The 13,507-nt window shown below is 66.5% G+C and carries 16 protein-coding genes; 8 read left to right on the top strand and 8 right to left on the bottom strand.

Annotated features, from left to right (window positions below):
- Positions 1–5 precede the first annotated feature (5 nt).
- Genes CEY09_RS07150 through CEY09_RS07115 form a run of 8 tightly spaced genes read right to left on the bottom strand, consistent with a single transcriptional unit; the run spans position 6 to position 5,599 of the window.
- Positions 6–833, bottom strand: coding sequence for a TlpA family protein disulfide reductase (locus CEY09_RS07150; RefSeq protein ID WP_088588093.1), 828 nt, complete (start codon positions 831–833; stop codon positions 6–8).
- On the bottom strand, positions 830–1,156 hold the full coding sequence (locus CEY09_RS07145) for a hypothetical protein (protein ID WP_088588092.1): 327 nt from the start codon (positions 1,154–1,156) through the stop codon (positions 830–832). Before CEY09_RS07145 ends, CEY09_RS07150 begins: the two co-directional genes overlap by 4 nt.
- Positions 1,157–1,211: 55 nt before the next feature.
- Positions 1,212–1,622: a RidA family protein gene (locus tag CEY09_RS07140; RefSeq protein ID WP_088588091.1), complete on the bottom strand. Its 411-nt coding sequence runs from the start codon at positions 1,620–1,622 to the stop codon at positions 1,212–1,214.
- 47 nt (positions 1,623–1,669) lie between these two features.
- On the bottom strand, positions 1,670–2,413 hold the full coding sequence (locus tag CEY09_RS07135) for an amino acid ABC transporter ATP-binding protein (RefSeq protein WP_006223046.1): 744 nt from the start codon (positions 2,411–2,413) through the stop codon (positions 1,670–1,672).
- On the bottom strand, positions 2,410–3,369 hold the full coding sequence (locus CEY09_RS07130; protein WP_088588090.1) for an agmatinase: 960 nt from the start codon (positions 3,367–3,369) through the stop codon (positions 2,410–2,412). Before CEY09_RS07130 ends, CEY09_RS07135 begins: the two co-directional genes overlap by 4 nt.
- A 35-nt stretch (positions 3,370–3,404) precedes the next feature.
- Positions 3,405–4,067 (bottom strand): amino acid ABC transporter permease, encoded by a 663-nt coding sequence (locus tag CEY09_RS07125; protein ID WP_006223044.1) that lies wholly within the window; start codon positions 4,065–4,067, stop codon positions 3,405–3,407.
- A complete protein-coding gene (locus CEY09_RS07120; RefSeq protein ID WP_088588089.1) occupies positions 4,057–4,737 on the bottom strand; it encodes an amino acid ABC transporter permease in 681 nt (226 codons plus the stop codon). Before CEY09_RS07120 ends, CEY09_RS07125 begins: the two co-directional genes overlap by 11 nt.
- A gap of 10 nt (positions 4,738–4,747) precedes the next feature.
- Positions 4,748–5,599: a transporter substrate-binding domain-containing protein gene (locus CEY09_RS07115; protein ID WP_088588088.1), complete on the bottom strand. Its 852-nt coding sequence runs from the start codon at positions 5,597–5,599 to the stop codon at positions 4,748–4,750.
- 147 nt (positions 5,600–5,746) lie between these two features.
- Between CEY09_RS07115 and CEY09_RS07110 the strand changes: the two genes are divergently transcribed.
- From CEY09_RS07110 to CEY09_RS07075, 8 genes are all read left to right on the top strand, one after another.
- Complete coding sequence (locus tag CEY09_RS07110; protein WP_088588087.1) at positions 5,747–6,658, top strand: LysR family transcriptional regulator; 912 nt, start codon at positions 5,747–5,749, stop codon at positions 6,656–6,658.
- A gap of 150 nt (positions 6,659–6,808) precedes the next feature.
- On the top strand, positions 6,809–7,600 hold the full coding sequence (locus CEY09_RS07105; protein WP_088588086.1) for an amino acid ABC transporter substrate-binding protein: 792 nt from the start codon (positions 6,809–6,811) through the stop codon (positions 7,598–7,600).
- A 131-nt stretch (positions 7,601–7,731) separates the two neighbouring features.
- A complete protein-coding gene (locus tag CEY09_RS07100) occupies positions 7,732–8,385 on the top strand; it encodes an amino acid ABC transporter permease (protein WP_006223039.1) in 654 nt (217 codons plus the stop codon).
- A 37-nt stretch (positions 8,386–8,422) separates the two neighbouring features.
- Positions 8,423–9,175 (top strand): amino acid ABC transporter ATP-binding protein, encoded by a 753-nt coding sequence (locus tag CEY09_RS07095; RefSeq protein WP_006223038.1) that lies wholly within the window; start codon positions 8,423–8,425, stop codon positions 9,173–9,175.
- A gap of 177 nt (positions 9,176–9,352) precedes the next feature.
- Positions 9,353–10,276, top strand: a complete 924-nt coding sequence (gene gcvA / locus CEY09_RS07090; protein ID WP_088588085.1) for a transcriptional regulator GcvA — start codon at positions 9,353–9,355, stop codon at positions 10,274–10,276.
- Positions 10,269–10,883, top strand: coding sequence for an ABC transporter ATP-binding protein (locus CEY09_RS07085; RefSeq protein ID WP_088588084.1), 615 nt, complete (start codon positions 10,269–10,271; stop codon positions 10,881–10,883). The genes gcvA and CEY09_RS07085 overlap by 8 nt, the downstream gene beginning before the upstream one ends.
- A complete protein-coding gene (locus tag CEY09_RS07080) occupies positions 10,874–11,674 on the top strand; it encodes an ABC transporter permease (protein WP_088588083.1) in 801 nt (266 codons plus the stop codon). The genes CEY09_RS07085 and CEY09_RS07080 overlap by 10 nt, the downstream gene beginning before the upstream one ends.
- 221 nt (positions 11,675–11,895) lie before the next feature.
- Complete coding sequence (locus tag CEY09_RS07075) at positions 11,896–13,473, top strand: ArnT family glycosyltransferase (RefSeq protein ID WP_088588082.1); 1,578 nt, start codon at positions 11,896–11,898, stop codon at positions 13,471–13,473.
- Positions 13,474–13,507 lie beyond the last annotated feature (34 nt).

Raw genomic sequence — 13,507 nt, 5'->3', positions numbered from 1 at the left:
CTGCGTCAGCCGCCGTCCGCTTTCTGGATGGCTTCCAGGCGTTGCGCCAGCGACGCCGTGGACAGCTCGCCCACGCGCAGGTCGACCAAACGACCCTGCGCGTCCAGGAACAGTGTGGCGGGCAGGCCGCGGTTGCTGAGCTTGCGTGATGCCTCGCCAGCCGGATCGAGCAGCACATTGCGCAGGGCGGGCGCATGCTGTGCCAGGAATTGCGCGACGTCGGGCGGAGCCTCGCCCTGGTTCAGGAAGACGAAATTCACGTCGGGATTGGTCGCCTGCGCCTTGGCGAAAGCCGGCATTTCGCGCCGGCACGGCGGGCACCAGCTGGCCCACAGATTGATGACGGTGGGCTTGCCGTGGAACGCGGACAACGCGGCGGGCGCCCCGTCGATGCGCTGCACCGCCAAGGCGGCCAATTCGGGCTGCGCTTGTGGCGTGGGGGCAAGCCAGCGGCCGCCGCCGACCCACACGACACTTGCCAGCGCCGCGGCGCCCAGCAGGGCGGCGCGCGGCGCGTGGCGCCGGACCGCGGCGAACAGCACGTAACCCCAAGCGGCGGCAAGACCCGCCAGCCCCGCCCAGCCGCCGTCGCGCAAATCCAATATCTTGATCGGGTCGGGCAGATAGTGCTCGCGGTATTGCCAGACGAAACCCAGCCGGGCGACCAGCAGGCCGACCAGCATCGCGCGCCACAAGGCCGTGCTCAGTTCATTGGCCTCGCTGCGTTGGCGGTTCAACAGCCGCGCCGCCAGCAAACCGACGGCGGCCGCAACGAGCAGTACGGCGAATTCGGAGGGGATGACCAGGGGGCCGATACGGATGGCAGGCGTCATGCGCCGGCCTTCGCAGCAGCGGGCGGCTTCAGGCGAAAGCTGACGCCGTGGCGCGTGATCGCCAGGGCCTCAAGGGGCGCGCTGGTGGGCAGCGGCAAGGGGCCCTCGGCACGGAAGCCGTGGCCGTCGATGTCCCGTTGCAGGCGGTCAGACGTTTCTGTCGTGGCCTCCGTGGCAGCCTGTTCCAAGGCACGGAACAGGGGGGCGTAAGGGGCGAATAGCGGGGTGGGCGCAAAGCTGCCTGACATCAGCGCGTTGGCGCCGGTCTGCACGTCCGCCACGCCGATGATCTGGCCCTTGCGGTCCTTGATGTTGAATTGCATGCTGGCCTCCCGAGTTAACGGGAAAGCCTAGCATGCCGCGTCAGCGGGCCGCCATTCAACTGGGGATGACGGCCGTCACGTCGATCTCGACCAGCCATTCCGGCCGCGCCAGCGCCGACACCACGATGCCGGTGGATACAGGGAACACGCCCTTGAGCCAGCGGCCCATGACGCGGTAGACGGTTTCGCGGTACCGCACATCGACAAGATAAACCGTCAGCTTGCAGATGTGCGAAAGCTCGCTGCCACATTCTTCCAGCAGCATGGCGACGTTGGCCATGGCCTTCTCGGCCTGCGCGGCCACGTCGCCAACGCCGATCGACTCGCGGGAATCCAGGTCCTGGCCGATCTGGCCGCGCAGGAACACCAGGTTGCCCGCCACGACGGCCTGGCACAGGTCGTTATCCAGCTGCTGCTCGGGATAGGTGTCGCGGGTATTGAATTTACGAATGCGGGTGTGCGCCATGATGCATGTCTTGTCGTAAGGCCGGCGCGCCGGGGCGCCGGGCCGGGTCAGTGGGGAAGGATCTTGGAAAGGAAGCGCTGGGCCTGCGGGCTGGCGGCGTCGCGGAAGAAGCGGTCGGTGGGGCTGTCTTCGATGATGGCGCCGTCCTCCATGAAGACCACGCGATTGGCCACGCGGCGGGCAAAGCCCATTTCGTGCGTCACGACCATCATCGTCATGCCTTCTTCGGCCAGCTCCACCATCACGTCCAGCACTTCGTTGACCATTTCAGGGTCCAGCGCCGACGTCGGTTCGTCGAACAGCATAGCCATCGGGTCCATGGACAGCGCCCGGGCGATGGCCACGCGCTGCTGCTGGCCGCCGGACAGTTGGCCGGGATGCTTGTGGGCGTGGGCTGACAAGCCCACGCGTTCCAGCAGCGCGCCGGCCTTGGCCCGCGCGGTGGCGCTGTCGCGTCCCAGCACGATCTCCTGGGCGAGGGTCAGGTTACGCGTGAGGTCCAGGTGCGGAAACAGCTCGAAATGCTGGAACACCATGCCCACCTTGGTGCGCAGCTTGGGCAGGTCGCGCGACGCGGTGACGGAGTCTCCGTCGATCAGGATGTCGCCTTTCTGGATGGGTTCCAGGGCGTTGACCGTCTTGATCAGGGTGGACTTGCCCGAGCCGGACGGCCCGCAGACCACCACGATCTCGCCCTTGTCCACCCGGGTGGAACATTGCTTGAGCACGTGGTGGCTGCCGTAGTACTTGTCCACCCCGCGGATGTCGATGATGGGTGCGGAGGCGTTCATTTGTCGTAATGCCCCGCGCGGATCGAGGCGCCGATCAGGTTCAGGATCAGGCGGCCGGCGGTGATGCAGGAAATCTGGTTCAGGTCCTTTTCCGGTTGGATCTCGACGATGTCCATGCCCACCACGCGGCCCTTGCGCACCAGGCCATGGATCAGCTTGCGGGCCTGGACGAAGGTGACGCCGCCGGGGGCGGGGCCGGCCACGGCGGGCATGGTGGCCGGGTCCATGCCGTCGGCGTCGATGGTCAGGTAGTAATTGCCGCCGTCGGGAATGCGCTCCAGCACGGCGTCCATGCCCACGTCGTGCAGCTCGTAGGCGGTGACGAGCTCGGCGCCATAGGCGCGGGCGGCCACCAGTTCTTCCGGGCGGCCACTGCCCTGGGCGCGCAGGCCGATCTGGATGATGCGGTCCACGTGCGCCATTTCAGAGGCGCGGCGGATGGGGCTGGACAGCCCGTCGCGCACGCCGTTGACGTCGTCGCGCCAGTCCAGGTGGGCGTCGATGTGCACCAGCGTGATCGGGCCTTTCTGGTCCAGGCCGCGCAGGATGGGCGTGGTGATGCCGTGGTCGCCGCCCAGCACGATGGGCACGGCGCCGGCGGCGGCGATGCGGCGCACGGCGGCTTCGGCGCGGTCGTAGTGTTCCCCCCGCGGCTTGGACAGGTCGGGGACGATGTCGCCGCAATCCACGAAGCGGATGTCGTCGCGGCCTTGCAGCAGCGGACCGTCGATGTCGAAGTCATAGTGGCCGGGGCGGCGCACGACGCGGTCGGTGGCCTGGCGGATGGCAGTGGGCGCATTCGTCTGGTCGTTGCTGAAGTCGGCGGCCGAATACGGCGATCCGTAGGGCATGCCCAGGACCGCGATGTCGGCCTGGAGGTTGTCCAGCTCCAGCGCCAGCGTCGAATACAGCAGGGTAGGGTGGCCGGTGCGGGGGGGGACGGTATAGGTGCTCATGTCTGGGGTTCCTGTTGCAGGGAGGATGAAGGGAGTCAGGCCTGGTGGGTGCTGCGGCGTGCCACGGATTCCAGGCGGCGGCCGATGCCGGCCATCAGCACGCTGCACAGCCAATAGATCAGCGCGGTCGTGCCCAGCACTTCCAGGTACGCGAAGGTATTGGCCGTCAGCAGATTGCTCTGGTAGGTCATTTCGGGCAGGCTCATCACCGAAAAGATCGCCGAGTCCTTGAACATCATGATGACGAGGCTGGTGGTGGGCGGAATCAGGTAGCCGAACAGCTGCGGCACGACGATGTGGCGCTGCGTCTGCCAGTACGTCATGCCCAGCGACAGCGACGCGCTGGTCTGCCCGCGCGGCACGCTTTGCAGGGCGGCGCGCAGGATTTCGCAGAAGTAGCCACCCGTGTAGAACGCCGTGCAGCCGATGGCGACCGACATGGCGGAAGCCGGTACGCCCAGCTTGGGCAGCCCGAAGAACGACAGGTAGACGAGGATCAGGTACGGAATGTTGCGTACCAGCTCCACGTAACCCAGTGCAAGCGGGCGCAAGGGCGTGCGCGACTGCGCCGCGTAGGCGGCCAGGCTGCCGATCAGCATGCCCAGCGGAATGCCGATGAGGCTGACCAGCGCCGTGATCCGCAGGCCCTTGAGCAGCACGGGGATGGATTCCCCGACGATGGAGAGATCAATGGGCATGGGGCAGCATCCTCGACACGCGCCGCTCGCACAGCCTTGAGACGGCCGACAGGCAGAACAGAATGATGAAATAGACGACCGCCGTCACCGTGAACACCTGCAGCGGCAGGTCGCTTTGCAACGTGGCGTTGCGCGCGACCGTGGCCAGTTCAGGCACCGCGATGATGGACATCAACGAGGATGCCTTGAGCAGGATGGTCAGTTCGCTGGTCAGCGGCGGGATGGCGCGGTAGAACACCTGGGGCAGCAGCACATAGCGCCAGATCTGCCGGCGCCGCATCCCCAGGGCGCGGGCCGCGGCCACCTGGCCGCCCGACAGCGTGCCCAGCGCGCCGCGCAGGATTTCCACGATGTAGGCGCTGGTGTTACAGGCCAGCGCGCCGATGCCCGCGGCGATGGGCGACACCGAAATGCCCAGCAGCGGCGGCACCACGTAGTAGGCGATCAGCATGTGGATCAGCGCGGGCGTGCCGCGGATGGCGCTGACCCACAGCATGACCACGCCGCGCACCGGCGCATAGGGCGACATCCGCGCCAGCAGCAGGACGACGCCCAGCACGATGCCGATGGCGAAGGCCGCCGCCGATGCCGCGATGGTGATGGCCGTGCCCGAGACGACGCCGTGCAGGAACGGCGCCAGCGCGCCGTTTTGATTCAACCAGTCCAGCATGGCGGCGGGCTCAGATGGCGCCGGCAGGCAGGTAGTTGGCGCGCGGGATGTCCATGGGCGCCCCGAACCACTTCTTTTGCAGTTCCAGCAACTGGTTGGACGCGCGCAATTCGTCGAAAGTGTCGTTGACGAACTGGCGGATCTCCAGGTCCTGCGGGTTCGCGACCCAGGCCAGCAGCTTGGCCTGGCCGATCTCGCCGGCGATGCGGAAAGCGCCGGGCTGCTTGCGCATCTGGACCGCGGCGATGTTCGACGGCATCAGCGCCACATCCACGGTCTTGTTGGCCAGCGCGTTGGACACGTCCGGATAGGCCTGGAACAGCTTCGTGTCCGCATAGCCCTTGGCGCCGGACTCCTTCAAGCGCTTCTCGAATTCCTCGGCCACCGGCTGCGACGACGATCCCATCTGGGTGCCGATGATCTTGCCCGCGATGTCCTTGTCCTGCTTGATCGAGGCATCGTCCACCCGCACCATCAGCACCGACCGGACCACGCCCACCGGCTGGGTGAAGGCGAAGCGCTTGGCGCGTTCCGGGGTGATGCCCACGCTGGTGGCGACCAGGTCGAACTTGCGCGACATCAGGCCCGGCAATAGCCCCTGGAAGGGCAGGTTCATCTGTTCCAGCTGCACGCCCAGCTTGGCGGCCATCAATTGCAGCACGTCGTGCCCGTAGCCCACGACCTTGCCGTTTTCGACAAACTCGAACGGCTCGTAGGCGGCTTCCGTGCCCACCGTGAGCTTGCCGCGCTTCTTGATGTCGGCCAGCGATCCGCCCTCGGCAAACGAGAGCGCGGGCAGGGCCAACGCCGCCCCGGCGGCGAGGGTGGTCGTGACAAAGCGCCTTCTGGACAGGTTCCGCATGATTTTTCCCTTGAAATATCGTGGTGTTTTGGCCGCTGGGCCGGCTGGCCCGGTGTGGGCCCGCCGCGGGAATCTGCGCTCCCTGGCCAGCGGTTCCAGAAACTGTATTCCCCTGGGTCGGTCATGAAAAATGATTTTTTTAGTGGTATGGTTTCAAAATTCAATACCTTTCAAAACGGAACGACCGTGGCCCGTCCGGAGTTCACCGAGCGCGACCTGCGCTCCCTGCGCATCTTCTGCGCCGTGGCCCAGGCCAACGGCTTTGCCGCGGCGGAAAAGCAGCTGAACATGTCCAAGGCCTCCATCAGCCGCCATGTGCGCGAGGTGGAGGAAACGCTGGGCGTGCGCCTGTGCGACCGCGGGCCGTCGGGCTTCGAGCTGACCCAGGCGGGCAAAGTGGCGCTGGAACTGGCCCGCGACGCCCTGAAATCGCTGGAGCGCATCCGGCCCGAGATCGATGCGGTCCGTGGCGTGCTGTCGGGGACGCTGTCCATTGGGATGGTCGAGCACGTGATTACCGACGCCGATTGCCAGATCCCCCGGGCGTTGAGCGCCATGCGGGAGGCGGCGCCCGACGTCAAGGTGGAACTGACGGTGATGACCTTCAACGACCTGGACCAGGCGCTGCGCGAGCGACGCGTGCAGATTGCGGTGCGGGGCATGTACCGCCGCGAAAGCGGCTTCCATTACCAACGCCTGTTCGTCGAGCGGCACCGGTTGTTCGTGGCGCGCGGCAGCCTGGAGCGCGCCCGCGACCTGCCGCTGGTGTATCGCTCGCACCCCTTCGTGCACGATGCGCTGGGCACGTACGGGTTCGCGCGCGGCCCGGACGCCACGGGGCTGGAGGCGATCGCCATGCTGGTGTCGTCAGGCCATTACCTCGGGATGCTGCCCCAGCATTACGCGGATTCGGTGTCCCGACGGCACGCCTTGACGCAGCTGCCCGACGGCCCGGTCTACGAAAACACCATCAGCGCCATCACCGAGGTGTCCCGGCCCGGCACCCGTGCCGTGGAACTGTTCCTGCGCCTTCTGGAACGCTTTCATCCCGCCCCATAGCGGGCGCTGCCGCGCGGCCAGGCGGGCGGCAGGCGGCGTACGGACCGGCCCGCCAGGGGCGGGTCGCGCAGTGACGCTAAAATGTCGGCTCGCGGCTGATTGTCCAGCCACTCCGGCTTCTTCATTCCTGCGCCTGGCGCACCCATAACTATGAAAAAACTGACTGCTGTTTTCCTCGTGTCCGCAACCACGATGCTGACCGCTTGCGGCCCCAGCGACAACGCGCCGGCCGCCAGCACGCAAGCGCCGGCCGCCGCCAAGAAGGTCGTGGTGGGCCTGGACGACAATTTCCCGCCCATGGGTTTTCGTGACGCGAGCAACCAGATCGTCGGTTTCGACATCGACATGGCCAAGGAAGCCAGCAAGCGCCTCGGCATCGAAGTCGAATTCAAGCCGATCGACTGGAGCGCCAAGGAAGCCGAGCTCAATGGCCGCCGCGTCGACGTGCTGTGGAACGGCCTGACCATCACCGAAGAGCGCAAGAAGAACATCAGCTTCACCGCGCCGTACATGGCCAACCACCAGATCATCATCGTCGGCACCGCGTCGCCCGTGAAGGCAAAGGCCGACCTGGCCGGCAAGACCGTGGGTGCGCAGGACGGCAGCAGCGCCACCGACGCCATCGCCAAGGACCCGGTTGCCGCCCAGATCAAGGAAGTGAAGAAGTTCGGCGACAACGTCACGGCCCTGATGGACCTGGCCGCCGGCCGCCTGGACGCCATCGTGGTGGACGAAGTCGTGGGCCGCTACCTGATCAGCAAGCGCGCAGGCGAATACCGCGTGCTGGAAGAGAACTTCGGCACCGAAGACTACGGCGTCGGCGTGCGCAAGGATGACACCGAACTGCTGGGCAAGCTGGACAAGACGCTGGATTCGATGAAGCAGGACGGCACCGCCGGCCGCATCGCGACCCAGTGGTTCGGCGCCAACATCATCAAGTAAGCGGCGTGCGGCGCCCGCGGCCTGCCGGCCCGGGCGCGAGCCCCAAGCCGTCCCGCAGCCCGCTGCCGCGCCCAGGCGCCAGGCGGGCTTGCTCATGAATCTTCTTGCCGCAAGCGGCGCGATCCCACTGAATGGACTACGTACTCTCCCTGTTGGGGCCTATGGCGGAAGGCGCGAAAGTGACCTTGACGCTGTTTTTCATCACCCTGGCCCTGGCCGTGCCCCTGGGGCTGGTGCTGGCGCTTGCGCGAATTTCGAAGTGGCCGCTGCTAAGCAGCCTGGTCAACGGCTACATCTGGCTGATGCGCGGCACGCCGCTGATGCTCCAGATGCTGTTCATCTACTTCGCGCTGCCGTTTGTGCCGGTGGTGGGCGTGCGCCTGCCCGATTTTCCGGCGGCCGTCGTGGCGTTTGCGTTGAACTACGCGGCATACTTCGCCGAGATCTTCCGCGCCGGCATCCAGTCGGTGGACCGGGGCCAGTACGAAGGCAGCAAGGTGCTGGGCATGACCTATCTGCAGACGCTGCGCCGCATCGTCCTGCCGCAGATGGTGCAGCGCGTGCTGCCGCCGATGAGCAACGAGACCATCACGCTGGTGAAGGACACGTCGCTGATCTACGTGCTGGCCTTGAACGACATCCTGCGGACCGCGCGCGGCATCGTGCAGCGCGACTTCACGACCACGCCTTTCCTGGTCGCTGCCGCCTTCTACCTCCTCATGACGCTGGTGTTGACGTGGTTCTTCCAGCACATGGAAAAGCGCTATGCCAAATATGACCAGTAAACCGACGCCCGGCGCCGGCGCGCACGGCCGCCCCGTCATGATCCAGGCGCGCGGCATCATCAAATCGTTCGGCACCAACCGCGTGCTGGACCAGGTGTCGCTGACGCTGGGCCAGGGCGAGGTCGTGGCGGTGATTGGCCCGTCCGGCTCGGGCAAGAGCACGTTCCTGCGTTGCCTGAACCATCTGGAAACCATCGACGAAGGCAGCATCGAGGTCGAAGGCGAGACCATGGCACGCGCCGTCGACGGCGGCCGCAGCCAATACGCCAGCGACGCCGACGTGCGCCGCATCTGCCGCAAGATGGGCATGGTGTTCCAGTCGTTCAACCTGTTCCCGCACATGACGGTGCTGCAGAACATCATCGAAGCGCCGCTGACGGTGAAGGGCATGTCGAAGGCCCAGATCATCCCGAAAGCGGAAGAGCTGCTGCGCAAGGTTGGCCTGCTGAACAAGCGCGACAATTATCCGACGCGCCTGTCGGGCGGCCAGAAGCAGCGCGTGGCGATCGCCCGCGCGCTGGCGATGGAACCCGACATCATGCTGTTCGACGAGCCCACGTCCGCGCTGGACCCCGAACTGACGGGCGAAGTGCTGCGCACGATGAAGCAACTGGCCGACGAGCGCATGACCATGCTCGTCGTCACGCACGAAATGGGTTTTGCCCGCGAAGTGGCGCACCGCGTCATCTTCATGGACGAAGGCCGCATCGTGGAAGAAGCGCCGTCTGCGGACTTCTTCCGGGCGCCGCAGCATGCGCGCAGCCGGGAATTCCTGGCGCACATGCTTTGATTCCATAGCCGATACGGCTAGCCATGGCCCACAACAGCCCGCCCGACAGCGGGCTGTTGTGTTTTAGTCTGCCTATCCTGTATCTGGGGCGTGAATCAGGCCTTACCGGCGAAGTTGTTCTTAGGCCTGTGATATTCTGCCCCGAACCGGAAGATAGATTTTCTAAAGGAAAGCGCTGTGGGTGCCGTACTGCCTTTGCTTGCCTTGCGAGCCTTTACCGAGTCCGCGCGCCTGGGCAGCCTGAAAGCGGCGGCCGAGGCCTTGGGAGTCACCCCCGGCGCCGTCAGCCAGCAGATCCGTTTGCTGGAAGACCGCTTGGGGCTGGCGCTGTTCGTGCGCGAACGGCATGGCGTACGGCTCACGCCTGCGGGCGCCAGCGCCTATCCGGGCTTGCTGCGCGCCTTTGATCAGATCGAAAAATCGTTGTCGCTGCTGGAGTCCTATTCCATCCCGCGCACGCTGACCGTCAGCACGGTGCCGTCATTCGCGTCGTCGTGGCTGGTGCCCCGCATCGGCAGATTCTCGGCGCTGCATCCTGATATCGAGGTCCGGGTGGAAGCGTCGTCCAAGCTGGTCGACTTCAGGCGCGACCGCATCGACGTCGCGTTGCGCCACGGCCTGGGACATTACCCCGGCTTGTCGACCTTCAGGCTGATGACGCCCGTGCTGTTGCCCGTGGCCAGTCCGGCGCTGCTGGCACAAGGGCCGGCCATCAGGTCAGCCGAAGATTGCCTGAAGTACCCGTTGCTGCAGGATTCCGACCGCGCGGATTGGGCGCTGTGGCTGCAGGCGCATGGCGTGGACGCCGGGGCGGACGCGCACCGGGGGCCCAGCTTTGAAGACGATTTGCTGTTGTTGCGCGCCGCCGGCACCGGGCAGGGCATCGCGCTGGTGCAAGACACGCACGCCCGGGAAGATCTTGATTCGGGCAGGCTCGTTCTTGCGCTGGACCGGCCTTGGCCCGCGCGCTTCGCGTACTACATCGTCAGCCGGCCGGACGCCGTCGCCCGGCCGGAAGTGCAGGCGTTCATCGATTGGGTGAAGGCCGAAGCGGCGGAGTCTGCGCAGGCCCTGGCGCACGAGGGCAGCACCCATGGCTGATAGCGTGCCCGTTCTCCGGCTGCGCGGCGTATACAGCCAGCGCCTGTCCCCGGTCAGCCTGGACCTTGCTGCAGGCGAATGCGCGGCCATCACCGGACCCTCCGGGTCGGGAAAATCGCTGTTGCTGCGTCAGGTCGCGGACCTGGATCCCGGCCACGGTGAAGTCGAACTGGACGGGGCCCGCCGTTCCGCGATGCGAGGATTCGAATGGCGGCGCAAGGTGGTCTATTGCCAGGCCGAAGCGGGTTGGTGGGACGACCAGGTCGCGCCGCACTTCACCGACCGCGCGCAAGCCCAGGCCTTGATGCAGGCGCTGGGCCTGCCCTCCGACAAGCTGGACGCCTTGGTGCACGAGCTTTCCACGGGCGAACGTCAGCGCCTGGGATTGGCGCGCGCACTGGCGCAGGCGCCGCGCGTGCTGCTGCTGGACGAGCCGACGGCGGCCCTGGACCAGGCGGCGACCGCGCTGGTCGAGGCGGCGATGCAACGCTATCTGGACGGCGGCGCGGCGATCCTGATGGTGACGCATAGCCCCGAGCAGGCGCAGCGTCTGGCGCGGCGGCGCTGGCGGATGGGCGCGGGCAGACTGGAGCCGTTATGGACGTGATCAAGTTGCAGGCGCTGGATCTGGTGATCGCGTCGTGCCTGGTGCTGCTGTGCGCAGCGATTTCCTTTGCGCTGCGGCTGAACCTGCAGCGGCAGGTCTTGTGGGCGGCGGCGCGTACCGTCGTGCAGTTGCTGCTGGTGGGCCATATTTTGCGCGTGGTGTTCGCACACGCCGCGCCGTGGCTGACTGCCCTGGTCGTGGCGGTGATGATGGCGCTGGCCGCTCGCGAGGTGGCCGCCCGGCCCAAGGCGCGGTTGGCTGGGCACGGCAACGGCTGGGTCGGCACATTGGCAGTGGCCGCCACCACGTTGATCACGGCGATGTTCATCTTGAACACCGCCTTGCGCCCGGACCCCTGGTACGACCCCCGTTATGCCATTGCCCTGGTCGGCATCGTGCTGGGCAGCGTGTTGAATGCCGCCAGCCTGGCGCTGGACGGGGTGTTGTCGGGCGTACGCCGGGAAAAGCTGGCGATCGAAGCCCGGCTGTCGCTGGGCGCTACTCCCCACCAGGCGTTTTCTTCCTTGCTGCGCGAATCGGTGCGGCGTGGCATCGTTCCCAGCGTCAATCAGATGTCGGCGGCGGGCATCATCACGCTGCCGGGCATCATGACCGGCCAGATCATCGCGGGCATGGACCCGATCGATGCCGCCAAGTATCAGATCCTGCTGATGTTCTTGCTGTGCGGCGCCAGCGGCATGGCGGCAATGGGCGCGGCGTACGGCGCCATGCGACGGCTGACGGACGAGCGCGGACGCTTGCGCCTGGACCGGCTGGCAACGTCGAAATAAGGGCGTTTTCCGCCTACGGAAGGCTGAAAAAGGCGGATTCGGGCTGGAAATTTCATGAGAAATCGACGGGGGGCTTTCGATAATGGCGCGAGCTTCCCGTTCTTGTGCCTGCCCATTTCCCGAAATCCGATGCCATTTGAGTCTTGCCTGACCCTTCCGTCCCGTCATATCGGCCTTGCCGTCGCACACGCCAACGCGGAGCGCCAGGCGTGAGCGCGGTCATGACGCCCGCCGCCGCGGTCCGCCCGGTCAGCCTGCGAAAGGCCATCCCCGGTTGGTTGGTGCTGCTATGCCTGGCCCTGTGGCTGGCCGCCCTGGCCTGGGCGCGCTGGCTGACCTTGCCGGACGAAGGGCGCTATGCCGGAGTAGCCTGGGAGATGCTGCGTAGCCGCTCTCCCATGGTGCCACTGCTGGACGGCATGCCGTACTTCCACAAGCCGCCGCTGTACTACTGGCTGGCGCAGCTCAGCTATGCGCTGTTCGGCGTGCACGAATTCAGCGCGCGGGTGCCGTCGCTGATTAGCGCCTGGAGCGCGGGGGCCGGGCTCTACGCCTTTGTCTCGCGCTACCGGAACGTGGCGCAGGCGCGGTGGGCAGTGGCCATCCTGGGGCTGATGCCCTTGTTCTTCGGCGCCGCGCAATTCGCCAATATGGACATGCTGGTAGCCAGCATGATCACGCTGTGCGTGCTGGCCGCCGCCGATACGGCATTGCGGCGAGAAGCAGGGCGGCCGTTCCGCGCCATGTCGATCGCCACCGGCGTGCTGGCGGCGCTGGCGGTGTTGGCCAAGGGGCTGATCGGCCTGGCGTTGCCTGGCGCCATCGTGCTGGCCTGGTTGCTGTTGCGGCGGGATTGGCGGGGCATGCGCGCCTTGCTGTGGGTGCCGGCCTTGCTGGCGTTCGCGGTGGTGGCGGTGCCGTGGTTCTGGTTGATGCAGGCGAAGTTTCCCGGCTTCTATCACTACTTCTTCGTCTATCAGCACTTCGAGCGCTTCGCGCAAAGCGGCTTCAACAACGCGCAGCCGTTCTGGTTCTATGTCCCCATCGTGGTCGGGCTGTCGCTGCCGTGGTCGATCTGGGGCGCGTCGCTCTTTACGCCGGGATTCTGGCGTGAAGTCGACCCGCATGGGTTGCGGCGGTTGATGGCCATCTGGATCGTCGTGGTGATGGTGTTTTTCTCCATTCCGCAATCCAAGCTGATCGGTTATGTGCTGCCGGTGTTTCCGCCGCTGGCGCTGTTGATCAGCGAGCGCCTTGCACCGGCCTGGGCTGCGGGCAGTCGCCGGTGGGTGGTCATCGCGGCGGGTGTGGCGGCCGTCATCTGCCTGGGGGCGATCATTGCCGCTTCGACTAATCCGCGGGGCAGCGCGGGCCCGACCATGCAGGCGCTGCAGCGCGAAATGCGGCCGCAAGACGGGCAGATCGCGCTGCATGCGCTGCCGTTCGACCTGGGCTTCTATACGCAGGCCGAGCAACCCGCCTGGATCGTCGACAACTGGCAAGACCCCGAAATCCCCACGCGCGACAACTGGCGCAAGGAACTGTACGACGCGGCGCAGTTTGATCCCGTCGTAGGCAAGCGCGTGCTGGTGGACAACGGCGACTTGACGCCCCGCCTGTGCGCGGCCGCCGACGGCGCGCGCTTCTGGATCTGGGGCCGGGACGACGACGCCTCGCGCTACCCGGCGATTGCCGGCGTGCCCGCACGTATCGCTGACGACAAGCGGGCGGTGTGGCGCATCGACATCGATGCGGCGTTCCGCCAACGCATGTGCGCGGGCGTGCCGGCGGCGCGCTAGCCGTCGCGCAGACAGCCAGGCCCAAGAAAAAAAC

Origin of the sequence: Achromobacter marplatensis, from assembly GCF_002209535.1 — a bacterium.
Classification (GTDB): domain Bacteria; phylum Pseudomonadota; class Gammaproteobacteria; order Burkholderiales; family Burkholderiaceae_B; genus Achromobacter; species Achromobacter marplatensis.
This window is presented reverse-complemented; position numbering and strand designations above follow the sequence as displayed.

Bases quoted from the DNA above. Each gene is read 5' to 3' on its own strand.
- CEY09_RS07150 (WP_088588093.1), bottom strand. From the start codon at position 833: ATGACGCCTGCCATCCGTATCGGCCCCCTGGTCATCCCCTCCGAATTC.
- CEY09_RS07145 (WP_088588092.1), bottom strand. From the start codon at position 1,156: ATGCAATTCAACATCAAGGACCGCAAGGGCCAGATCATCGGCGTGGCG.
- CEY09_RS07140 (WP_088588091.1), bottom strand. From the start codon at position 1,622: ATGGCGCACACCCGCATTCGTAAATTCAATACCCGCGACACCTATCCC.
- CEY09_RS07135 (WP_006223046.1), bottom strand. From the start codon at position 2,413: ATGAACGCCTCCGCACCCATCATCGACATCCGCGGGGTGGACAAGTAC.
- CEY09_RS07130 (WP_088588090.1), bottom strand. From the start codon at position 3,369: ATGAGCACCTATACCGTCCCCCCCCGCACCGGCCACCCTACCCTGCTG.
- CEY09_RS07125 (WP_006223044.1), bottom strand. From the start codon at position 4,067: ATGCCCATTGATCTCTCCATCGTCGGGGAATCCATCCCCGTGCTGCTC.
- CEY09_RS07120 (WP_088588089.1), bottom strand. From the start codon at position 4,737: ATGCTGGACTGGTTGAATCAAAACGGCGCGCTGGCGCCGTTCCTGCAC.
- CEY09_RS07115 (WP_088588088.1), bottom strand. From the start codon at position 5,599: ATGCGGAACCTGTCCAGAAGGCGCTTTGTCACGACCACCCTCGCCGCC.
- CEY09_RS07110 (WP_088588087.1), top strand. From the start codon at position 5,747: ATGGTTTCAAAATTCAATACCTTTCAAAACGGAACGACCGTGGCCCGT.
- CEY09_RS07105 (WP_088588086.1), top strand. From the start codon at position 6,809: ATGAAAAAACTGACTGCTGTTTTCCTCGTGTCCGCAACCACGATGCTG.
- CEY09_RS07100 (WP_006223039.1), top strand. From the start codon at position 7,732: ATGGACTACGTACTCTCCCTGTTGGGGCCTATGGCGGAAGGCGCGAAA.
- CEY09_RS07095 (WP_006223038.1), top strand. From the start codon at position 8,423: ATGATCCAGGCGCGCGGCATCATCAAATCGTTCGGCACCAACCGCGTG.
- CEY09_RS07085 (WP_088588084.1), top strand. From the start codon at position 10,269: ATGGCTGATAGCGTGCCCGTTCTCCGGCTGCGCGGCGTATACAGCCAG.
- CEY09_RS07080 (WP_088588083.1), top strand. From the start codon at position 10,874: ATGGACGTGATCAAGTTGCAGGCGCTGGATCTGGTGATCGCGTCGTGC.
- CEY09_RS07075 (WP_088588082.1), top strand. From the start codon at position 11,896: ATGACGCCCGCCGCCGCGGTCCGCCCGGTCAGCCTGCGAAAGGCCATC.